We start from the raw sequence: 21,747 nt of genomic DNA on the forward strand, positions 1-21,747 counted from the left end.
CGCGGTATGGTCAGGGCAGGCGGTGGCGCGCTTCGTAGTACGCGCGCCAGTGGGCACCGTTGCGCTTGGCCGCCTTCTGCTCGAAGTAGCGCCGCAGCTTGGCGCGGTCGTCCGCGTTGTCCTTCACCACCGTGCCGGCGATGCAGTCGACCAGGTCGGCCGGCGAGCCTTCGCGCTGTTCGAGGAACCAGGCACGCACGCCCACCGCATGCGCCACGTTCACGGCTTCGGCGGTCGACATCACGGCGGTGAGCTTGTCCATCGCGCCGTCGTTGCCCCCGTTGCCGTTGCCTTTTTCGGCCTTGCCCGGTGCGCCGCGCAGGTCGCGGAAGGTCGACACCAGCAGCTCCAGCACCGGCGCGGGCACGGTCTTCGGAATGCCGCTCTGCGCGAGCAGCCGCGCGGACGATTCCTGCACCAGCGCCAGTTCGCGGTCGAAGTCCAGGATGGGGAACACCGTCTCGAAGTCGAAGCGCCGCTTCAGCGCCGCGCTCATCTCGTTCACGCCGCGGTCGCGCGTGTTGGCGGTGGCGATGATGTTGAAGCCCTCGCGTGCGTAAAGCATGCCGTGCTCGCCCGAGAGCTCGGGCACCGCCATCACGCGGTCCGACAGCATGCCCAGCAGGCAGTCCTGCACCTCCAGCGGCGCACGCGTGATTTCCTCGAAGCGCACCACCTGGCCGCGCTGCATGCCCAGGTACAGCGGCGCGGGCACCATGGCGCGCGGGCTCGGGCCTTCGTTGATGAGCAGCGCGTAGTTCCAGCCGTACTTGATCTGGTCTTCGGTGATCGACGCGCCGCCCTGGATGGTGAGCGTCGAGATGCCCGAGATGGCCGTGGCCAGCAGCTCCGACAGCATCGACTTCGCCGTGCCCGGCTCGCCCACCAGCATCAGCCCGCGGCCGGTGGCCAGCGTGACGAGCATGCGCTCGATGCTGGCCACGGGCGCGACGATCTTCGGCGCGATGCCGAGCGCCGCGTCGCCCAGGATGAACGAGCGCGCGGCTTTCAGGCCCAGTGCCCAGCCGGGCGGGCGCGGGTCGGTGTCCTGCGCCTGAAGGCGCGCGAACTGATCGGCGTGGAGGATTTCCGCCGGTGGGCGCTGCAGTTGCTGCGATGCCGTACCGGAGGCGTCTTTGGTCTTGTTCGATGTGGCCATGTGTGTGTCGTTCAGGCCCGCAGGCCTTCCATGTCGCGGATCAGTTCGCTCGCGGAAATCGGGTCGAGCTGGTTCAGCGTTTCCGCATCCTGCATGTCGCCCCAGCCCGAGGGCTTGCCGACCTGCACCTGGCCCAGCGTCTGCTCGGGGTACTCGTCCACCATGCCGACGATGATGCCGGGGTCCAGGCTGAGCTCGATCACGCGGCTCGTGCCCAGCGGCTTGCTGAAGTACCAGATGCAGCCCGCGTCCTGCGCCTGGCCGCGGCGCCAGCCTTTGTTGGCCAGCCCCAGCACGCGGCCCGTGGGCACCTTGACGTCCTTCCAGCGCTCCAGCTTCAGGCTCTTCTTCTCTTCGTCGGTCAGCGTGTACACGTCGCGGCCGATCTGCGCGAAGGGCTGCAGCAGCTCGTAGTCGGCGAACACCTGGCCGAAGGCCGCGGCGTCGGCGGCCGGCAGGTCCAGCGCATGCGGCACGCCGATGCGGATGTTCGAGCCGTGGCCCGGTTCCGGCAACTCGAACGCGTCGTCCTCGGCCGTGGTGTAGCTGCCGTCCTCCGCCACGCGGAAGCACGCCTGCAGCGTGCCGCCGTAGTTGGCGTCGCCTTCCACCGCATACACGCCCCAGATCAGCCGCTGCACGATGTGGCGCACCAGCGGATGCTCGACCAGGAACATGCGAAACACCTCGGGCGTCCAGCGCCGGCGCGCGCACATCGCCACCTCCAGGCGCAGCAGCTGCTGGCTGGCGATGGTGCGTGCGTCCTTCTTCAGCAGCTTGAAGCGCTCGACGGCCTCCTTGCTCAGCTCGGCGTCGTCGGTCTTCTTGGGCTTGGGCAGGTCGGGCAGGCGGGCGCCGTCCACACCGTCGGTGGTCTCGCGCACATACGGCTTGAGCGTTTCGTCGAAGCCCACCTTGAACGCGCGCGGGCCGAAGTCCAGCCGCATCGTGCCCTGCTCGTCCAGGCCGAGGTCGGGCGCGAGCCGGTCTTCGAGCTCTTCGGTGCTCAGGCCGCGCGCTTCGGCAATGGCGTCGATCTTCTCGCGCGCCTTGTCCTGCAGGCCCTTGAACTTGACCTTCTGCGCAATGCCGTTGAGAAGCATCAGCGCCACGTCGCTGCCGATGGTGGCCAGCACGTCCAGCCCGGTCACGGCGCGCGCATGCGCCGCCTCGCCGGGCCACGCGCGAATGAAGGGCGTGAGCTTGCGCGCGGTGTCGTCGTTGCCGAACTGGCCCAGCATGGTGAGCGCCCAGCCTTCCTTGCTCGGGCCGCCGGCTTCGAGCCAGGCGGTGAAGGCGTCCCAGGCGAACTCGGCCAGCGAGACGGCGTCGCAGGCTTCCCTGACCACGGCGATGCCGCCGTAGACCTCTTCGTTGGTCGGGAAGGTCAGCATCTGGCCGAGGTTGTCGAGTGCGTCGTCGGGCAGGGCCTTGCCGTTCTTCAGCGCGGGCCGGCGCCAGCCGCGCGGCTGCCAGAACTCGGGCAGCTTGGCGCGCTTGGTGGGGAAGCGGTCGAGCGGGCTTTCGTCGAGCACGGCGCGCAATGCCTCCACCACTTCGGGCTTGCCGTAGCGGCCGGCCACCTCAAGCAGCAGCGCCTCGTGGCCGTTGGCCTGCAGCAGGCGCAGCGCGGAGCCGGCGCAGTCGCGCGCCTCGCCGGCCTTGCCGAGCGCGGGTGCAATCAGGCCGCAGGCGGTGTGCTCGGGGTACTTCAGCAGCCAGGCGCGGCCTTCGGCGCGCAGCGTCTTCAGCTTGGCGAAGGCGCGTGCTGCGGGCATGGCCAGTTCGGCCGCGCCGTAGTTCAGCGCATACGAGAGGTTCTCGGTAGGCTTGGTGCGCACCATGGCCACCAGGCCCGGCAGCACGGCCAGGCCGTGGGTGGCCAGGATGAGCCCGATGTCGTCGCTCTCGGCCTCGCCGGCCACGGCATTCCAGAACGGCACGCCGACGGCGGCCGGCAGCAGCGCGGCATAGGCCGAGTCGAAGCGAAACCAGTAATAGCGCTCCTTCTTGCGCTCGGCCACCATCGCGCGCCAGTGGGTGATGAGCGCGTCGGCGTCGCCGGCCTTCACGGCCTCGGCCGCCAGCTTGCCCAGCGGGCCGATCGTCTTCTGCTTCGACTTGTCGAAACCCAGTTCGTCCATCAGCACCGACAGGTCCTGGCGCGCCGATGCATGGCGGTTCATTTGCCAGGAGTTGATGCGCAGCGCCTTCTCGCGTTCGCCTTCCTGCCATTGCTCCACCGGCGTCGATGCCAAGGGTTCCAGCGCGAGCGCGCCGGCCGCTTTCTTCTGCACCTTGGCCAGCCACGGCGGCGCCACCAGCACGCCGGGCAGCTCGCTCGCCTCGGCCACCTCGGTGGGGCCGGCCAGCAGCGCCAGTTGCTGGTCGATCACGGCCTGTGCGCCCGCGTCGAGCCAGGGCCGCAGCGCGGGCAGGGCCGCGCCGTGCGCGCGCAGCAGCCGCGTGAGGCTGGGCTTGACGAGGTTCGCGTCCTTGCCGCCCGACGCGACCAGCCGCGACAGCGCGGGAATCGCCGCCATCGGCCAGCGGTCGACCGACAGCGCCAGGCGTGCCAGCGCGCCCTTCGACGTGCTCGCCACGCGGGCCAGCGCCAGCACCGCATCGGGCGTGCCGATGCAGGCGAGCGCGTCGCCCGCGTCGTCGGTGGCCGCGCCGCGCTCCAGCACAGGAACCGCATCGACGCCCCGCTCCTGCGCCAGCGTGCTGGTCATGGGGCCGCTGCCCCAGAAGCCGCTCGAATAGCTCAGCCGCACCTTGGCGGCCAGCGCGACGGCGTCGGGGTCGGTGGCGGTCAGCTGCAGCCAGTGCATCGTCTCGGGCGCGGGCTTCGCGGCCGCGAGCACATGCACCAGCGCGTTGGAAATTTCGGGCGCATCGGGCAGCAGCATCGCCAACGCGGGCTGGCGGCTCGGGTGCACGCGGGGCAGGCCGGCCTCGATGCGGTCGCGGCAGTCCTGCCAGACCTCGGGCGCGGCCAGCGCCAGCTGCGCGCGGAAGGCCTGCTCGCCTTCACCCAAGGGGCCGTAGTAGGCGCTGCCCATCTGCTTGGAGACGCTGGCGCTGAAGCTGTAGTGGTGCTTCTTGGCCGCCCGGTCGTAGTCGGACTGCACCTCGATCTGTTGCGCGGCCAGCAGGATGTCGACCGCGCCGGGCAGGCCGTACTGCGCCGCCAGGTAGGGCACCAGCTCCGCGCCCATCTGGCTGTTGCCGTGGTTGCCGCTGCTCAGCGCCAGCGCCAGAAGCACGGTGTCGGCCTCGGCATCGGCCGCGGGAATGGGCTGCGTGCTGCGCTCGATCATGCGCTGCGTGGCGTCGCGCAGCACCGCGTCGGTGCCGGTCATGTTCACGTGGAGCTCGAGCTTGCGGCGCACCGGCAGCCAGGCCGCGCCCACGCTCACCGGCGGCTCCAGGGGCTTGGGCGGAAACCGGCGCGAGGGGAAGGCTTCGCGCAGCATCTCGGGCGACAGCCGCACGGGCGTGCCGGCGGCGAGCCAGGGCGGTGTGTCGGCGCTGACGGCGGCTTCCGAGGCCGGTGCGGACGAAGCCGCGGCCTGCGTGGTCGAGGCCGAGGTGCCCAGTTCCTTCGCGATGGCCTGCGCGTCCTTGGGTGGCGAGCAACTGGTGCCCCAGCCCTCCAGCAGACCCGCGGACTGCAGCCGCTTGAAGGCGAGCGCGGCGCCTTGTTCGCTCACGCCGTGCTGGCGCTTGAGGCTGGCGGGCGAGAGCGTGTCCTTGCGGGTGAGCGTGCCCTCTTCGATCTGCGAGCGCACGCTTTCGAACACGCGGTCGGCCTGGCTGTCGATGCCTTCGGCGGGCGCGTCCGCCGCTGCGGTGTCGCTTGCCGGCGCGGCCTTCGCGGCCGATGCGGCCGTGGCCTTTTCCGGTGCCGCCTCGGCCTTCGGCTTGGTCTCGGGCTTCGTCTCGGCCTTTGTCTCGGCCTTCGCCTCGGTCTTGCCGATGGCCGCACCCGCCGCCACGCCCACTTCGCTGTAGCCCTTGCCCGTCTTCTCGGCCACCAGCTTGGTCAGCGCGGTGGCGGCCTTGGTGGCGTCGGCGAACGACTTGGTCTGGCTCTGGCCCGCGGTGCCGATGCGGCCCCAGCGGATGTTGAGGTCGGTGTCCGACTGCTCCACTTCCCAGAATTTGCTGGCGGTTCCTTCGATCAGTTCAAAACGGCGCATGGAAAAAACGTCCTCCTGTGATGGCATGGAGCGCCCGCGCGCGATGCGCGCAGCGCTGGATGTGGGGCGGATGAATGAGAAGGCCCTGACAGGCCGGACCTGTCAGCCACGCGAAGGCGGTGCCGTCGGTGGTGCTGAAAAAACAGGCAGTGCGAAAGCATGGAATCTCATGCCTGAATCATGCACTGTGCCTCGCGGTGCGCGAGGTAAGAAGAAGGTTCGAAAGCCGGACGCGCCGCTGGCAGGCCTCGCGCGCAATTGCTGTCAGCCCTGTGCCGCGCTTCCCGAATTTTCCCCGGCGAACGCATAGGACGGCCCCATGCGCTGCCGCTTGCAATGGCGCAGTGCGCGATCGGCCGATTCGAGCAGGCGCGCCAGCGTGTCGCCGTCCGCAGGGTGGCATGCGATGCCCATGCTGAGCTCGCCGCCCGCGAGCAGCCGGCCTTCGAAGGCCACCGGCGTGGCGCCCGCGGTCTCGATGCGGATCGCCATCTCCGCGAGTTTCTGCCGCGCCGGGTTGCCGGCCAGCAGGATCGCGAACTCGTCGTCGCCCAGGCGGGCCACCATGTCGTCGGCGCGCACCTGCTGGCGCAGGCGTTGCGCGATGGCGGCCAGCACCGCGTCGCCGCCCGCGCGGCCGTGGCGTTCGTTCACGCGCTTGAAGCCGTTCAGGTCGACCATCATCAGCGAGAAGGGACGGCCTTCGCGCAGCCATTCCGTGCCGCGGCTTTCCAGGCCGGCGCGGCTGGTGGCGCCGGTGAGCGCGTCGGTGCCCATGGCGCCCATCAGGGCCTGCGTGCGTTGTTCCAGCGCCTTCTCGGCGCGCAACACCTGGCGGATGCGCGCGGCCAGCGCCAGCGCCAGCAACGCGAGTTCGGCGATCACGGCGGCCTGCGCGGTGTTCATGCGCAGGGCCGTCCATGGCTGTTCGGCCCAGGCCGGCAGCGGCGTGGCCGAGATGCCGGCCAGCAGCAGCACGGCACCCGCGCAGAACAACGCCACCGTCCAGGGCAACGCGCGCCGCGCCAGCAGCGCACCCACCGCGAGCAGCACGGTGGAGGCCACCACCAGCCCCTGCAGCGCGCGCAGCGTCCAGCCCAGCCGGGTGTCGAGCGCGGCAAAGAGCAGGGTGACGGCGAGCGCGGCCAGCAGCACCAGCGCGGCCTTGTCCAGGCGCGGCGCGAAATGCCGCATGCGCAGCAGCTGCCGCGCGAACTGCAGCCGGCACGCGGCCCACAGCACCAGTGCCGCGGCCGGCCAGTGCGCGAATGCATCGTGAGGCGACAGGCTGTTCCATCCGGCAAAGGCGGCCAGCGCGAAGCCGCAGGCCAGCACGTACCACACATGGATGAACGTGCCGAACACCAGCAGCAGCACGAGGCCGCAGACCATCAGGCCCGCCAGCAGGCCATGGCTCGCACCGTCGGTCATGAGCGACGGTCCTGGGTGGAGGGAAAGCGGGGGCAGGGGCTGGGCGGCATCCGGGTAAGTCGAGGCACGGGCACTGATCAAAGACGAGGTCTCCGATCGTATGCCCGAAGCGCCCACCGCCTATGCGCTGCGTCTCAGAAACCCTCAGGCCGCACCCACGCTGCCCGTCACCGGCAGCACGATGCCGGTGATGTAGCTGGCGCAACTCGGCGCCGCAAGGAACACGTAGGCCGGCGACAGTTCCTCGGGCTGGGCCGGCCGCTTCATGTCGGTGGCCTTGCCGAAGTTCTTCACGTCCTCGGGCGCCTTGTCGGCGGGGTTCAGCGGGGTCCACACCGGCCCCGGCGCCACCGCGTTCACACGGATGCCCTTGTCCAGCAGGTTGCTGGCCAGCGCCTTGGTGAAGGCGTGGATGGCGCCCTTGGTGGTCGAGTAGTCCAGCAACTGCGCGCTGCCTTCCAGCCCGGTGACCGAGCCGGTGTTGATGATCGAGCCGCCCTTGCGCAGGTGCGGCACCGCGGCGCGCGCCATCTGGAAGTAGCCGAACACGTTGGTTCGCAGCGTGAGGTCGAAGCGCTCGTCGGTGATGTCCTCGATGGACGCCGCGTGCAACTGGAAGGCGGCGTTGTTGACGAGGATGTCGAGCTTGCCGAAGGTCTTGACGGTCTTGCCGACCGCCTTGTCGCAGAACGCCGGCTTGCGCACGTCGCCCTTGACGAGCAGGCAGCGCGCGCCTTCGGCTTCCACATGGCGCCGGGTCTCCTGTGCGTCGGTGTCTTCGTCGAGGTAGACGATGGCCACGTCCGCGCCTTCGCGTGCGTAGAGCACCGCCACCGCGCGCCCGATGCCGGAGTCGCCGCCGGTGATCAGCGCGGTCATGCCCTTGAGCTTGCCGCTGCCCTTGTAGTCCGGCGCTTCGAAGCGCGGCCGCATCGCCATGCCGGCTTCGTGGCCGGGCTTGTCCAGGTGCTGGGTCGGCAACGGCGTGGCGGGTTGCGGCCGGGGGCCGGCCTGCACCGCTGCCTTCTTCGCTTTCTTCTCTGTCTTTTTCGTGGCCGCAGGCTTGGCGCTGTCCCGCGCGTCCTGTGTGCGCTGCGCGGCGCGGGCGGTGGTGCTGGCTGACTTCATGGACGGCATCTCCTGTGGTAAATGACCACGGTAGAACGCGTGCGCCCGGCGCGGCCGTAGGAGTCCGCCGCCAAAACGCGCCCGCCACCCCCGGCCCGCCGACCCGGCCTGATTGCCGACCCTCTTTCAAGCAGTGCCGACGCCAACCTACGCGTGGCGCGGCGGCCGGCGGGCGATAAACACGCTGCCATGCCAACGCCCCAGCAACAGCCGCAGAAGAATCCGTCGATCGGTGAGCTGACCCACCGCAACATCGAAGCCATCCTCTGCCTGGAGGAGGGCAACCGCCGCTCGAAGCCCGCGCTCTACAAGCTGGTGGCGCGCATGTCGCGCTTCTGCGGCACCGTGGCCTTCCTGTGGTGGAACCTGGGTTTCTTCGCGCTGTGGATCGTGCTGAACCAGTGGGTGTGGAAGATCGACCCGTACCCCTTCACCTTCCTGCTGTTCCTGGTGTCGATCGAGGCCATCGTGCTGGCCATCATGATCCTCATCAGCCAGAAAATGTCCGACGAGGAGAACGAGCGCCGCCACCACCTGGACCTTCAGATCAACCTGCTGAACGAGCGCGAGATGACCGCCATGCTGCGGCTGGTGACCCGCATGGCCGAGAAGATGGAACTGCCGCCCGAGGCCGACGACGAGGTGAAGGCGCTGACCGAACGCACCGACCCGGGCAAGGTGCTGCACCAGATCGTGTCCGCCGAGGCTGCGCACGGCAAGGGCGCCTGAAGCGCCCCTTGCGCCCCTTGCGCCCCTTGCGCCCCATGCGCCCCATGCGCCGCTTTGCGCGCTGCAACCGGAACTAGAACTCCGCGCCTTCGACCAGGAAGCGCAGCCGCCGCACGCCCTGCCACTCGTCGGCATCGAGCCGGAACGCCAGCATCACCTTGGGCGGCAGGGGCTCGGTGTGGCTGAACCAGATCGCGTCGATCGGCTGCCCTTGGTGCCTGAGCTTGAGCGACAGGTGCTTCTCGCCCACCAGGCGCTGCGACACCACTTCCACCTCTTCGCTGAAGGTCGGCGGCGCGAAGCCCTGGCCCCACACCTCCTTGTGCAGCGTGTCGACCAGGTCGATGCGCATGTACTCGCGCGCGATCGGCCCGTCGGTCTCCAGCTGACGCGTGAGCGCCGAGGCCGCCAGCCATTCGCCCGCCACCTGCGCCAGGCCCTGCTCGAAGGTCTTGAAGTGCTCGCGCGCCACCGTGCAGCCCGCGGCCATCGCGTGGCCGCCGAAGCGCAGCAGCACGCCCGGGTGGCGCTTGGCCACCAGGTCGAGCGCGTCGCGCAGGTGAAAGCCCGGAATCGACCGGCCCGATCCCTTGAGCTCGTGCTCCTTGCCCGGCGCACCGCTCGCGGCAAAGACGAAGGTGGGGCGGTGAAAACGGTCCTTGATGCGCGAGGCCACGATGCCGACCACGCCTTCGTGGAAGTTGGCGTCGAACACGCTGATGGCCGGCGGCGGGGCTTCGATGCCTTCACCATCCGCGGCGAACAGCGACTCGGCCAGCAGCAGCGCCTGGTCGCGCATGCCGCCTTCGATGTCGCGCCGCTCGCGGTTGATGCCGTCGAGCATGCGCGCCAGCTCTTCGGCGCGGCCCGCGTCGTCGGTCAGCAGGCATTCGATGCCCAGCGTCATGTCGGCCAGCCGGCCGGCCGCGTTGATGCGCGGGCCCAGGGCAAAGCCGAAGTCGAAGGTGGTGGCGGCGGACGCCGTGCGGCCCGCGGCCTTGAAGAGCGCGGCCACGCCGGCCGGCATCGAGCCCGCGCGGATGCGGCGCAGGCCCTGCGCCACCAGGCGGCGGTTGTTGGCGTCGAGCTTCACCACGTCCGCGACCGTTCCCAAAGCCACCAGCGGCAGCAGCGCATCGAGCTTCGGTTGCGTGGCCACGTCGAACACGCCGCGCTTGCGCAGCTCGGAGCGCAATGCGAGCAGCACATAGAACATCACGCCGACGCCGGCGATGCTCTTGCTTCCGAAGTCGCAGCCCGGCTGGTTGGGGTTGACCAGCACATCGGCCACGGGCAGCTCGGGGCCGGGCAGGTGGTGGTCGGTCACCAGCACCTGCAGGCCGCGCGCCTTGGCGGCGGCCACGCCGTCGACGCTGGCAATGCCGTTGTCCACGGTGATGAGCATGTCGGCGCCGCTGTCGGCCACGCGTTCGGCAATGGGCGGCGTGAGGCCGTAGCCGTCGACCACGCGGTCGGGCACGAGGTAGCTCACGTGCCTGGCGCCCAGCAGGCGCAGGCCGCGCACGCCGACCGCGCAGGCGGTGGCGCCGTCGCAGTCGTAGTCGGCCACGATGCACAGGCGCTTGTCCTGCGCGATGGCGTCGGCCAGCAGCACGGCGGCGGCCTGCGTGCCGCGCAAGGTGTCGGGCGGCAGCAGGCGCGCGAGGCCGTCGTCGAGCTCGTCCTTGGCGCGCACGCCGCGTGCCGCGAACAGGCGCGCCAGCAGGGGGTGCACGCCCGCCTGCTCCAGTGCCCAGACCGTGCGCGGCGGGATTTCTCTAGCTATGATTTTCATAGCGAGTCCAGCACGACCGACGCGCGTTTGCGGTCGAAAAGGCTCCTGGCCCAGCGCGCCAGGCCGCGCGGCTGCACGGTGTAGCGCTGCGCGGCCCGGTCGCCGCACAGCGTGAGCGCCACGTCGGCGCCGCGCGTGTAGTCGGCCAGCAGCGTGGCAACGGGGCCGGCGTCCAGCGCCTGCCACGCTTGTGCCCAGCCGGCGCCGTCGTCGCGCAGCGAGGCCACGCGCAGCGCGTCGCTCACCTCGGGCGCGGGGCCGGTCGGCGACGGCGTTTCTTTCAGCGCGCCGGTGCCGCTGAGCCAGAACGAGTTGATGGGCGGCACGCCGCGCGCGGCGCGGTCGTCGTTCACGCGCTCGGTGTACAGCAGCATCTGCATTTCGTTCTGCAGCCGGCGCAGCGAGCGCGCGGCGTCGGCCAGCGGCGACCACTGCGAGATCGGGTAGCCCACCGCGCGGTCGATGGAGGCGGTGGCCAGTCCGTCGAAGATGCGCGCGCGCGCCAGCCAGCGGCCGGGCACGGGAGACGCGTGCAGCGCAATGCCGTCTTCCTCGAAGAAGGGGCGCGCCACGGCCAGCAGCGCCGCCGATTCGGCCGCGTCGATCTCGATGGCGGACGGGTCGCCCAGCGCCACGTCGTCGATGCCGACCTGCCAGTTGCACAGCGTGACGAGGCCCCAGCCTTCGGTGTCGTCCGGCGTGGCGATGCCGAGTTGCCGCGCCTCGAAGGCGGCCCAGGGGATGCAGCCGTCGGCCGCCTGAATGCCGAGCGCCCGCGCCAGCGCGCGTTCGTGCGGCGGCGAGCGCGTGCTGTCGTCCTGGGTGTCGGTGTCGGCGAGGGTCAGTCGCAGCAGCAGGGTTTCGAGGTTGGGCAGCCGCAACGTGGGCAGTGCCGCGCGGCAAGCCGGGGAACCGCGGCCGGCGAAAGGGATCAACAAATGACGTGGGAGGGTTTCGGCCATCTCCCTATTGTCCGGGAAGCCCTGAGGTCATCCGGAATGCCACAATTCCGACCCTATGCGATTTCCCTATGAACTGCAGCTCGGCTGGCGCTACACGCGCGCAGGCCGGGCGACGCGGCGCAACGGCTTCATCTCCTTCATCTCCGGTGTCTCGATGCTTGGCATCGCCCTGGGCGTGGCGGCGCTGATCATTGTGCTCAGTGTGATGAACGGCTTCCAGAAAGAGGTGCGCGACCGCATGCTCGGGGTGGTGTCGCACATCGAGATCTTCTCGCGCGACGGCCAGGCGCTGCAAAGCCTCGACCAGATCATGGCCGCGGCGCGCAAGAACACCGAGGTGGTCGGCGCGGCGCCCTTCATCAGCACGCAGGCGCTCATTGCGCGCGGCGAGGACATGAAGGGCACCATCGTGCGCGGCATCGACCCCAAGCTCGAACCCGAGGTGACCGACATCAACGGCATTGCGTCGAGGGGCACCTTCGACAAGCTGGTGCCGGGCGAGTTTGGCATCGTGCTGGGCGCCGAGCTGGCGCGCTCGCTGTTCGTGCAGCCGGGCGACCAGGTCACGCTGGTGGCGCCGGGCGGACAGGTCACGCCGGCCGGCGTGGTGCCGCGGCTGAAGCAGTTCACCGTGGTCGGCACCTTCGACTCGGGCCACTACGAGTACGACTCGGCGCTGGCCATGGTGCACGAGCAGGACGCCGCCAAGGTGTTCCGCCTCGAAGGCCCCACCGGCATCCGCCTGAAGCTGAAGGACCTGAACGAGGCGCGCGACGTGGCCGACCAGCTGGCCGTGAGCCTGCCGGGCGAGTTCCTCATCCGCGACTGGACGCGCCAGAACAAGACATGGTTCGCGGCCGTGCAGGTCGAGAAACGCATGATGTTCATCATCCTCACGCTCATCGTGGCGGTGGCGGCGTTCAACCTGGTCTCCACGCTGGTGATGACCGTGACCGACAAGCGCGCCGACATCGCCATCCTGCGCACGCTGGGCAGCTCGCCGCGCAGCATCATGGCCATCTTCGTGGTGCAGGGCGCGATGGTGGGCGTGATCGGCACGCTGGCCGGGCTGCTGCTGGGGCTGGGCATCGCCTACAACATCGACGTGATCGTGCCCTTCCTGGAGCAGCTGTTCCACGCGAGTTTCCTGCCGAAGGACATCTACCTGATCAGCAAGATGCCGAGCGATCCGCAGCAAAGCGACATCCTGCCCATCGCGATCATTTCCCTGGTGCTGGCCTTCGTCGCCACGCTGTACCCGAGCTGGCGCGCCAGCCGCGTGAACCCGGCCGAGGCCCTGCGCTATGAGTGAAGTTGTTCTGAAGGCCCGTGGACTGACCAAGCGCTTCCACGAGGGCCGGCTCGACCTGACCGTGCTGCACGGCGTCGACCTCGACGTGCACGCAGGCGAAACGCTGGCCATCGTCGGCGCATCGGGTTCGGGAAAGAGCACGTTGCTCCACCTGATGGGCGGACTCGACGCGCCCACGGCGGGCAAGGTCGAGCTGCTCGGCAAGGACATCGCGCATGCGGACGCGGCGGAGCAGGGGCGCTTGCGCAACCAGCACCTGGGCTTCGTCTACCAGTTCCATCATCTGCTGCCCGAGTTCAGCGCGCTGGACAACGTGGCGATGCCGCTGAAGATCCGGCGCGTGGAGCCTGCCACGGCGGCGCAGGCGGCCACGAAGATTCTCCAGAGCGTGGGGCTGGGCGAGCGGCTGCACCACCGGCCGGCCGAGCTGTCGGGCGGCGAGCGCCAGCGCGTGGCGATTGCGCGCGCACTGGTCACTCAGCCGGCCTGCGTGCTGGCCGACGAACCGACGGGCAACCTCGACCGCAGCACGGCGGACAACGTGTTCGAACTGATGCTGGACCTGGCAAGGCGGCATGGCACGGCGTTCGTGATGGTCACGCACGACCAGGACCTGGCGAAGCGGTGCGATCGGGTGCTGCAGCTGGTGGCCGGGCGCCTGGCCGGCTGATCGAGGTTTTTCTCCCTCCCCCGCTGGGGGAGGGCCGGGGTGGGGGCCCGCGGCCTTCAACGCCATGCAGCCTTCGAGGCCGCGCGTGCCCCCATCCCAACCTTCCCCCAGAGGGGGAAGGAGCCAAACCAAGACGGGAGCGACGTCAGTTCGTCGCGTTGCCTTCTGTTTTTCTCCCTCCCCCGCTGGGGGAGGGCCGGGGTGGGGGCTCGCGGCTTTCAACGCCATGCAGCCTTCGAGGCCGCGCTGCCCCCATCCCAACCTTCCCCCAAGAGGGGGAAGGAGCCAAACCAGGACGGGAGCGACGTCGGTTCGTCGCGTGCCTTCTGTCTTTCTCTCTCCCCCGCTGGGGGAGGGCCGGGGTGGGGGCTCGCGGCCTTCGACGCCATGCAGCCTTCGAGGCCGCGCTGCCCCCATCCCAACCTTCCCCCAGAGGGGGAAGGCGCTAATTCAAAGGCAGGGCTTCTTCTTCGGTCTGCCGCGCATCCAGCGGCAGCACGCACAACACCTTGCCGCCCAGCGTCAGCACCAGCCCGAGCCGTCCGCCCATCTGCACCACCTGGCAGACCGCGCGGGGCGCGTCCGACCTGGGTGCCATGGCGGCCGGCACCGCGACCGCACGCAGCGGCGGCTGCCGCAGCATCGCGAACAACGTTCGCGCATCGCAGTCGCTCAGCGCCTGCCGGTACGCCTGGAGGGCCGCTTCCGATCCGGTGTCTTCCCCGTCCCGGTCCTCTCCGTCCTTGCTCTGGCGCAGCCGCAGCAGCGCGCGATGCAACTGCTGCCGGCAGGCTGCCTCGGTCTTGCCGCTGGCCTGCGCAATCTCCTTGAAGCTGGCCTCGAAGACTTCGCGCAACAGCACCGCGGCACCATCGGCCGGTGACAGCCTCGCGGCGATCGAGCGCAGCGCCTGTTCGATGGACTCGGCCTGCGCCGCATCGGCTTCCGCCGAAGGTGCTTCGAGCGTGAGCGGATCGGCATCGCGCAGCCAGCGCTGCATCCAGTTGTCGCGCCGCAACCGGTCTACCGCAAGGTTCTGCATCACCGTGGTCAGCCACGCCTGTGCCGAATCGGGCGGCTGCATGTCGCCGGCTTCGAGCGCGCGCAGGTAGGTGTCCTGCACCACGTCCTCTGCTTCGGCCTGCGTGCCCAGCATGCGCGCCGCCGCGCGAACCAGCCGGGCTCGCAGCGCCGGGAATTGCGAGAGATAGCGTTCATCGAGCATCGGCGCAGCTTGCCACAGCAGGCGCGATGTCACGAAACTGTGGGCTTGTTCGTCAAGACAGTCCAACCACAGGAGCTTTCTTCATGCACCCGATGTTCTCTCTGGAATCCGACGACGACACCAAGCCCGCCGCCACCGCCGAGCCGCGCAACTCCTACCTGGAAGAAAAGGCGTTCAAGTCGCGCACGCTGCTGATCTTCGGCAGCATCACCGACGCGGTGGCCGCCGACGTGACGCGCCGCCTCATCGCGCTGGACGCCGACAGCGCCGACAAGGCCATCGACATCCTCGTGAGTTCGCCGGGCGGGCACCTGGAATCGGGGGACGCGATTCACGACATCGTGCGCTTCATCAGCGCGCCGGTGAACATGATCGGCACCGGCTGGGTCGGCAGCGCGGCCACGCACCTGTTCCTGGCCGCGCCGCGCGAGCGCCGCGTGTGCCTGCCCAACACGCGCTTTCTCATCCACCAGCCCAGCGGCGGCGCGGGCGGGCAGGCGACCGACATCGCCATCCAGGCGCAGGAAATCATCAAGGCACGCCTGCGCATCGCGCACGAGATCGCGCGCGAGACGGGCAAGCCGCTGGAGGTGGTGATGGCCGACATCGAGCGCGACCGCTGGCTGTCGGCCGAGGAGGCGGTGGAATACGGGCTGGTCTCGCGCATCATCCAGCGCAAGACCGAGCTGAAGTAGCGGTTACTTCGGCTTGTAGGCCACCACGTCGATCTCGACCTTGGCATCCACCATCAGGCGCGCCTCGGTGGTCGAGCGCGCCGGCTTGTTCTCGCCGAAGTAGCTCATGTAGATGCGGTTGAAGGCACCAAAGTCGCGCGCGTCGTGCAGCCAGACGGTGCTCTTGCACACGTCGTCGAGCGTGGCGCCGGCCAGCGCCAGCACGGTCTTGAGGTTTTCCATGACCTGGCGCGTCTGCGCCTCGATGCCGCCCACCACGATCTCGCCGTTCTTGTCCGCGGGGACCTGACCCGACACATAGACGAAGTCGCCGGCACGCACGGCCGGGGAGAAAGGGCGCACCTGGCGGTCGGAGGCGAGGGGCGGGGCGCCGAGGTATTCGAGAGGCATGAGGGCTCCTTGAGAGGGAAGAAATCGGGTGATCGAACAGGAAGGAAACGCGCCGCGAGTATCCCTCCAATCTGAAAATCTATTTCAGAATAACCCCTGAGCAAGGGTTAACACGGATGATTTGGCATGGATAGTGCTTCAGAGTCCGGGCAAGAAAGAAAATTTCTTTCAAAACCCGCCCGTTCGAGGCGCCCGCCCCAAGAAGGAGTCCTCATGCCCCACATCGGTCCAGTCCAGCGTCTTTCGTTGCCCCTGTTGTCCAGGCGCAGCCTGCTGGGCGCCTCCCTGCTCGCGATGCTGTGCGCCGCGCTGCCTTACCAGAGCGCCCACGCACAGGGCCCGCGCAACTTCGCCACGCTGGCGATGGTGGCCGAGCCGCAGACGCTCGACCCGATGGCTTCGACCGCCGACCTGGTCGGAACCATCATGCAGCACGTGTACGAGACGCTCTACACCTTCGACGCCAAGTGGAACGTGGTGCCGATGCTGGCCGAGGGCATGCCGAAGATCTCGGCCGACGGCAAGACCTACGCCATCACTTTGCGCCGCGGCGTGATGCTGCACAACGGCCGCGAGCTCACCGCCGACGACGTGGTCGCCAGCCTGCAGCGATGGATGGAGCAGTCGCCGCGCGGCAAGGCGGTAGGCAAGGAAATCGACAGCCTGAAGGCCAAGGGCCCGCTGGCGGTCGAGGTGGTGCTGAAGGAGCCCTATGCACCGCTGCTGTCGCAGCTCGCGCTGCCCAGCGGCATGGCCGCCATCATGGCCAAGGACTCGATCGCCTCGCCGCTGAAGGACTTCGTCGGCACCGGCCCCTACAAGTTCAAGGAGCGCCGCCCCGACCAGTTCGTGCTGCTCACGCGCTTCGACAAGTACGCCGCGCGCAAGGAGCCCGCGAGCGGCTACGGCGGCAAGCGCGAGGCGGCCATCGAGGAGCTGCGCTTCGTGCCCGTGCCCAATGCCAGCACGCGCGTCGAAGGCGCGCTGGCCGGGCAGTACGACTTTGCCGACCTGCTGCCGGTGGAAGCCCTGCCGCGCCTGGAGAAATCGGGCGGCAAGACGGTGCCGATCATGACGCCCTCGTTCGGCTTCCCGTACCTCGTGCTCAACACCAAGGAAGGCGTGGCCGCCAACCCGGCCCTGCGCCAGGCGATTCAAACCGCGCTGGGCGAGGGCGAGATGCTCGCGGCCGGTTTCGGCGACACGCGCTTCTTCGCGGCCGAGGGCAACCACTTCCCGAAGGGCTCGCCGTTCTATTCGACGGCCGGCACCGACCAGTACAACCAGCGCAACGCGCCCAAGGCCAAGGAGGCCGCCGCCAAGGCCGGCTACAAGGGCGAGCCCATTCGCGTGCTCACCAGCCGGCAGTACGACTTTCACTACAACATGTCGCTGCTGATGGCCGAGCAGTTGAAGCGCGCCGGCTTCAAGGTCGACCTGAACGTGGTCGACTGGGCCACGCTGGTGCAGCGCCGCAACGACTCCAAGCTGTGGGACATCTACGTGACCCATTCGGGCCAGTTCCCCGAGCCCATGCTGTCGCCGCCGCAGCTCGGCGACGGCGCGCCCGGCTGGTGGGACACGCCCGCCAAGAAGGCGGCGCTGCAGGCCTTCAACGTCGAGAGCGACCCGGCCAAGCGCGGCGCGCTGTGGGGCAAGGTGCAGCAGGTGGTCTACGAGGAGGTGCCGTACATCAACGTGGGCAAGTTCAACGGCCTGTCGGCCAGGAGCCCGGCGCTGGACAACTACACGCCCGCCACCTGGCCGTTCTTCTGGAACGCGAAGATCAAGTAAGCCCGCAAGGACCCCCGCCATGCCATCGCGTCGCCAACTTCTGCAAGCCAGCGCACTGGCCTCCGGCCTCGGAGCCTTGGGCCTCACGTCCACTGCCGTCCGGGCCGCAACGTCCGGCCCTGTCTACGCCTACGTCGGCACCTACAGCGACGGCGGCAAGCCGTGGCGCGGCGGGCGCGGGCTGGGCGTGCACCAGTTCGTGCTCGACGGCGCGACCGGCGCGCTCAAGCCCATTCCCGGCGCGCCGGCGGCGGTGGCCGCCGCGGGCGAGAGCGCGAAGCTGCGCAACCCCGCATCGCTCGCGCGCCACCCGAAGCTGCCGATGCTTTACGCGGCCAACGAGTTCGAGGCCGGCTCGGTCTCGGCTTTTCGTATCGGTGCCGACGGCGCCCTGTCGTTCGTGTCCGAGACGCCCTGCGGCGGCAAGGACCCGGCCTACATCAGCGTGCACCCCGACGGCCGCTTCCTCTTCACCGCCAACTACGCGAGCGGCGACGTCAGCGTGATCGCGTTGCGCGCCGACGGCACGCCCGACGCCGACACCGCCGCCGTGGTCTACAAGGACATCGAGGCCTGCGGCGCCGGCACGCCCTGCAAGCCCGGCGCCGACGTGGTGCCCGCCGCCGCCCGCTCGCACGAAGGCTTCGCCACCAGCGACCACGACGGCCCGCATGCGCACATGGTGCATGCCGACCCGAAGGGCAACTTCGTGCTGGTGGCCGACCTGGGGCTGGACCGCGTCATCTCCTACCGCTTCGACCGCATCACCGGCGTGCTGAGCCAGCCGAGCACCGTGGCCGTGTCCGAGAGCTCGGGCGCGCGGCACTTCGTCTTTCACCCGAACGGCAAGTGGCTGTATCTGGTGAACGAAGAGGCCTCGACCATGGCCTTCATGCGCTACGACAACGCCACGGGCGTGCTCGCGCTGGTGAGCGAGACCTCGGCGTTGCCGCAAGGCTTCAAGGGCACCAGCTACGCCTCGGGCATCCGCATGCTGCCGGACGGCCAGCACTTCGTGTCGCTCAACCGCCTGCACGATTCGATCTCGCTCTTCAGGATCGACGCGCGCACCGGCGCCCCCGCGCTGGTGCGCGAGGAGTGGACGCGCGGCAACTACCCGCGCAGCTGCACGCTCGACCCGAGCGGCCGCTTCCTCTACGTGTGCCACAACAAGCAGGGCGACAACGTGACGGTGTTCCGCGTGCGCAAGGGCGACATCCGGTTCACCGGCCAGTACGTGGCGGTGGGCAGCGCGTCGGCCATCGAGTTCTCTGCGTGATGAAAAGCGCTCCGCTTCGCTACATCGCCTCGCGCGCGCTCGGCATGCTCGTGGTGCTCGCCCTGGTGGCGGTGATCGTCTTCGTGCTCACGCGCGCGGCCTCGGGCGATCCGGTGTCGGTGCTGCTGGGCGACCAGGCCACCGCGGCCGACATCGCCCGCGTGCAGAAGGAATACGGGCTCGACAAACCGCTGCCCGTGCAGTTCGGCTACTGGCTGCGCGAGGTGCTGCAGGGCAACCTCGGCACCTCCATCTTCCTGCAGCGCCCGGTCACGCAGGCGCTGTGGGAGCGCGCCGAGCCGACCACGCTGCTGGCGCTGATGGCGGTGGCCATCGCGGCGCTCATCGGCGTGCCGTGCGGCATCGTCTCCGCCGTGTTCCGCGGGCGCGTGGTCGACCAGCTGTTCACCGGCATCGCGATGCTGGGCGCCAGCATTCCGAGCTTCTGGCTCGGCATCGTGCTGATCCAGATCTTCGCGGTGTCCTTCGGGTGGTTCCCCGTGTCGGGCTACGGCGCACCCGACGCGCCGCTGGCCGAGCGGCTGCATGCGCTGGTGCTGCCGGCCGCGGTGCTGGGCCTGCTGAACTCGGCGCTCATCATCCGCTTCACGCGCGCCTCGATGCTCGACGTGCTGGGCGAAGACTACGTGCGCACCGCGCGCTCCAAGGGCCTGAGCGAAAGCACGGTGGTGCTGAAGCACGCGCTGCGCAACGCGCTGGTGCCCATCGTCACGGTGATCGGCCTCACGGTGGCGCTGATGATCGGCGGCGCCGTCATCACCGAGACGGTGTTCGGCCTGCCGGGCGTGGGCAACCTCGTGGTCAGCGCCGTGCTGCGGCGCGACTACCCGGTCATTCAAGGTGCGCTGCTCGTGATTGCGGCGATCTACGTGCTGATCAACTTTTCCATCGACCTGCTCTACGCCGTCGTCGATCCGCGCGTGAAGGTCTGAGGAAAGAAAAATGCAAATGCCTCGCATGCTCCGCCAGCTGATGCATCGCCGCATCGTGATGGTCTCCGCCCTGGTGCTGCTGGTGATCGCCATCCTGGCGATCGGCGCGCCGGTCGTCGCCTCCATGGACCCGAACGACACGGCGGTGCTCGACCGCCTGAAGCCGCCGAGCGCCGCGCACCTGCTGGGCACCGACGAACTGGGCCGCGACATGTATTCGCGCATCGTGCACGGCGCGCGCTATTCGCTGGCCATCGCGGCGCTCACCGCGCTCGGTGCCGTCATTGCAGGCACCGCGCTGGGCCTGATGGCCGGCTTCTTCCGCCGGCTCGACACGCCGCTGATGCGCGTGGTCGACGCGATGATGTCCTTTCCCGACATCCTGCTGGCCATTGCGCTGGTGGCCATCCTCGGGCCCTCGCTGCTCAACACGGTGCTGGCGCTGGTGCTGGTCTACACGCCGCGCGTGGCGCGGGTGGTGCGGGCCTCGACGCTGGTGGTGCGCGAACTGCTGTTCGTCGAAGCCGTGCGCGCGCTGGGCGTGCGCACCTCGCGCATCCTGTGGCGGCACATCCTGCCGAACCTGATGTCGCCGATCCTGGTGCAGGTGTCGTTCATCTTCGCGTACGCCATCCTGGCGGAGGCGGGGCTGTCGTTCCTCGGCGTCGGCGTGCCGCCCGAGATCCCGACCTGGGGCACCATGGTCGCGGGCAGCCAGCAGTACGCGCACCAGGCCTTCTGGGTGGTGCTGTTCCCGGGCCTGGCCATCATCTTCACGGCGCTGTCGCTCCAGTTGCTGGGCGACGGCGTGCGAGATTTGCTCGACCCGAAACTGAAGAAGACCTCGTGATGACGAACACAACCCCACGTCTCACGGTCAGCAACCTGAGCACCAGCTTTCCCACCGAAGACGGCCTCGTGCGTTCGGTGGCCGACGTGAGCTTCTCCATCCAGCCCGGCAAGACGACCGCGCTGGTGGGCGAGTCGGGCTCGGGCAAGTCGGTGACCAGCCTCACGCTGATGCGCCTCTTGCCCAAGACGGCCAACGCGCAGGTCAGCGGCAGCGCCTCGTTCGTGACGCGCGAAGGCAAGACGCTCGACCTGCTGCAGATCGGCGAACGCGAGATGCGCTCGCTGCGCGGCAACCAGCTGTCGATGATCTTCCAGGAGCCCATGACCAGCCTGAACCCGGTGTTCACGATCGGCGAGCAGATTGCCGAGAGCGTGCGCCTGCACAAGGGGCTCGACCGCAAGGCGGCCATGGCGCATGCGCTGCGCATGCTGGAGCTGGTGGAGATTCCGGCCGCCGCGCAACGCATCCACGAGTACCCGCACCAGCTGTCGGGCGGCATGCGCCAGCGCGTGATGATCGCGCTGGCGATGGCCTGCGACCCGACGCTGCTGATCGCCGACGAGCCCACCACCGCACTGGACGTGACCATCCAGGCGCAGATCCTCGAACTCATGCGCCGGCTGCAGGCCGAGACGGGCATGAGCATCCTGTTCATCACGCACAACCTCGGCGTGGTCGCGCACCATGCGGACGACGTGGTGGTGCTGTATGCGGGCCGCGTGGTTGAGAGCGCGCCCGTGCGGCCGCTGTTCGCGCAGCCGGAGCATCCGTACACGCAAGGGCTGCTGGCCTGCCTGCCGGGCAAGGCGCGCCTGCCGGGACAGCCCCGCCCCAAGCGCCTGTTCGCAATTCGCGGGCAGGTGTCGAGCCCGCTGGCGCCGCCGCCGGGTTGCGCCTTCGAGCCGCGCTGCGACCTGGCGCTGCCCGAGTGCAGCGCGGCCATGCCGCCGCTGATCGAAACGCACCATGGCCGCGAGGCGCGCTGCGTGCGCGTGCAGGCGGCGCAACCGTTGCCGAGAGTCGCATGACAAGCGCGCTGCCTGGCGTGTTGCTCCTTCCCCTTCCGGGGGAAGGCTGGGATGGGGGCAAGCGGCGTTCGTTCGGCGCAATGCTTCATCCAGTGCCGTCGTGCCCCCACCCCAACCCTCCCCCAAAGGGGGAGGGAGC

The 21,747-nt window shown here is 69.4% G+C and carries 17 protein-coding genes; 9 read left to right on the top strand and 8 right to left on the bottom strand.

What is annotated here, in order from left to right:
* Window positions 1-10: 10 nt before the first annotated feature.
* The 4 genes from AC1DJH_RS21395 to AC1DJH_RS21410 form a co-directional block, all read right to left on the bottom strand.
* Window positions 11-1,159 (bottom strand): ATP-binding protein, encoded by a 1,149-nt coding sequence (locus AC1DJH_RS21395; RefSeq protein ID WP_478187068.1) that lies wholly within the window; start codon window positions 1,157-1,159, stop codon window positions 11-13.
* Between the two features lie 11 nt (window positions 1,160-1,170).
* Entirely contained in the window at window positions 1,171-5,364 is a 4,194-nt protein-coding gene (locus AC1DJH_RS21400; RefSeq protein WP_478187069.1) for a WGR and DUF4132 domain-containing protein, read from the bottom strand.
* 264 nt (window positions 5,365-5,628) lie between these two features.
* The gene (locus tag AC1DJH_RS21405; protein WP_478187070.1) at window positions 5,629-6,795 is read right to left on the bottom strand and encodes a GGDEF domain-containing protein; all 1,167 of its coding nucleotides are present in this window, start codon (window positions 6,793-6,795) and stop codon (window positions 5,629-5,631) included.
* A gap of 144 nt (window positions 6,796-6,939) precedes the next feature.
* Entirely contained in the window at window positions 6,940-7,923 is a 984-nt protein-coding gene (locus AC1DJH_RS21410; RefSeq protein WP_478187071.1) for an SDR family oxidoreductase, read from the bottom strand.
* A gap of 189 nt (window positions 7,924-8,112) precedes the next feature.
* Between AC1DJH_RS21410 and AC1DJH_RS21415 the strand changes: the two genes are divergently transcribed.
* The gene (locus AC1DJH_RS21415) at window positions 8,113-8,652 is read left to right on the top strand and encodes a DUF1003 domain-containing protein (RefSeq protein WP_472117038.1); all 540 of its coding nucleotides are present in this window, start codon (window positions 8,113-8,115) and stop codon (window positions 8,650-8,652) included.
* A 73-nt stretch (window positions 8,653-8,725) separates the two neighbouring features.
* Here the strand turns inward: AC1DJH_RS21415 and recJ are convergent, their stop codons facing one another.
* Window positions 8,726-10,447 carry a single-stranded-DNA-specific exonuclease RecJ gene (gene recJ, locus AC1DJH_RS21420; protein WP_478187072.1) on the bottom strand — a complete coding sequence of 574 codons (1,722 nt, stop codon included), beginning with the start codon at window positions 10,445-10,447 and terminating at the stop codon, window positions 8,726-8,728.
* A complete protein-coding gene (locus AC1DJH_RS21425) occupies window positions 10,444-11,409 on the bottom strand; it encodes a hypothetical protein (RefSeq protein ID WP_478187073.1) in 966 nt (321 codons plus the stop codon). Before AC1DJH_RS21425 ends, recJ begins: the two co-directional genes overlap by 4 nt.
* Before the next feature lie 55 nt (window positions 11,410-11,464).
* Here AC1DJH_RS21425 and AC1DJH_RS21430 point away from each other — a divergent pair, with 55 nt between their 5' ends.
* Together AC1DJH_RS21430 and lolD are read left to right on the top strand one after the other, a co-directional pair.
* Window positions 11,465-12,721, top strand: coding sequence for a lipoprotein-releasing ABC transporter permease subunit (locus AC1DJH_RS21430; RefSeq protein WP_478187074.1), 1,257 nt, complete (start codon window positions 11,465-11,467; stop codon window positions 12,719-12,721).
* Entirely contained in the window at window positions 12,714-13,391 is a 678-nt protein-coding gene (gene lolD / locus AC1DJH_RS21435; RefSeq protein ID WP_472117027.1) for a lipoprotein-releasing ABC transporter ATP-binding protein LolD, read from the top strand. Before AC1DJH_RS21430 ends, lolD begins: the two co-directional genes overlap by 8 nt.
* A 445-nt stretch (window positions 13,392-13,836) precedes the next feature.
* Here lolD and AC1DJH_RS21440 read toward each other — a convergent pair whose 3' ends face one another.
* A complete protein-coding gene (locus AC1DJH_RS21440; RefSeq protein ID WP_478187075.1) occupies window positions 13,837-14,649 on the bottom strand; it encodes a sigma-70 family RNA polymerase sigma factor in 813 nt (270 codons plus the stop codon).
* Between the two features lie 50 nt (window positions 14,650-14,699).
* Between AC1DJH_RS21440 and AC1DJH_RS21445 the strand changes: the two genes are divergently transcribed.
* Window positions 14,700-15,311, top strand: coding sequence for an ATP-dependent Clp protease proteolytic subunit (locus AC1DJH_RS21445; protein ID WP_478187076.1), 612 nt, complete (start codon window positions 14,700-14,702; stop codon window positions 15,309-15,311).
* Window positions 15,312-15,314: 3 nt separating this feature from the next.
* On the opposite strand, the gene AC1DJH_RS21450 is transcribed toward AC1DJH_RS21445, so the two are convergent.
* Window positions 15,315-15,701 carry a RidA family protein gene (locus AC1DJH_RS21450; protein ID WP_478187077.1) on the bottom strand — a complete coding sequence of 129 codons (387 nt, stop codon included), beginning with the start codon at window positions 15,699-15,701 and terminating at the stop codon, window positions 15,315-15,317.
* Window positions 15,702-15,914: 213 nt separating this feature from the next.
* Here AC1DJH_RS21450 and AC1DJH_RS21455 point away from each other — a divergent pair, with 213 nt between their 5' ends.
* The 5 genes from AC1DJH_RS21455 to AC1DJH_RS21475 are packed head-to-tail and all read left to right on the top strand — an operon-like array spanning window position 15,915 to window position 21,608.
* Window positions 15,915-17,495: an ABC transporter substrate-binding protein gene (locus tag AC1DJH_RS21455; RefSeq protein ID WP_478187078.1), complete on the top strand. Its 1,581-nt coding sequence runs from the start codon at window positions 15,915-15,917 to the stop codon at window positions 17,493-17,495.
* Window positions 17,496-17,514: 19 nt separating this feature from the next.
* Window positions 17,515-18,774 carry a lactonase family protein gene (locus AC1DJH_RS21460; RefSeq protein ID WP_478187079.1) on the top strand — a complete coding sequence of 420 codons (1,260 nt, stop codon included), beginning with the start codon at window positions 17,515-17,517 and terminating at the stop codon, window positions 18,772-18,774.
* The gene (locus AC1DJH_RS21465; protein ID WP_435482858.1) at window positions 18,774-19,727 is read left to right on the top strand and encodes an ABC transporter permease; all 954 of its coding nucleotides are present in this window, start codon (window positions 18,774-18,776) and stop codon (window positions 19,725-19,727) included. The genes AC1DJH_RS21460 and AC1DJH_RS21465 overlap by 1 nt, the downstream gene beginning before the upstream one ends.
* A 10-nt stretch (window positions 19,728-19,737) precedes the next feature.
* On the top strand, window positions 19,738-20,577 hold the full coding sequence (locus tag AC1DJH_RS21470) for an ABC transporter permease (protein WP_478187080.1): 840 nt from the start codon (window positions 19,738-19,740) through the stop codon (window positions 20,575-20,577).
* Window positions 20,577-21,608 (top strand): ABC transporter ATP-binding protein, encoded by a 1,032-nt coding sequence (locus AC1DJH_RS21475; protein WP_478187081.1) that lies wholly within the window; start codon window positions 20,577-20,579, stop codon window positions 21,606-21,608. The genes AC1DJH_RS21470 and AC1DJH_RS21475 overlap by 1 nt, the downstream gene beginning before the upstream one ends.
* The last annotated feature ends 139 nt before the right edge of the window (window positions 21,609-21,747 follow it).

Source organism: Variovorax sp. 10N412 (assembly GCF_056394985.1).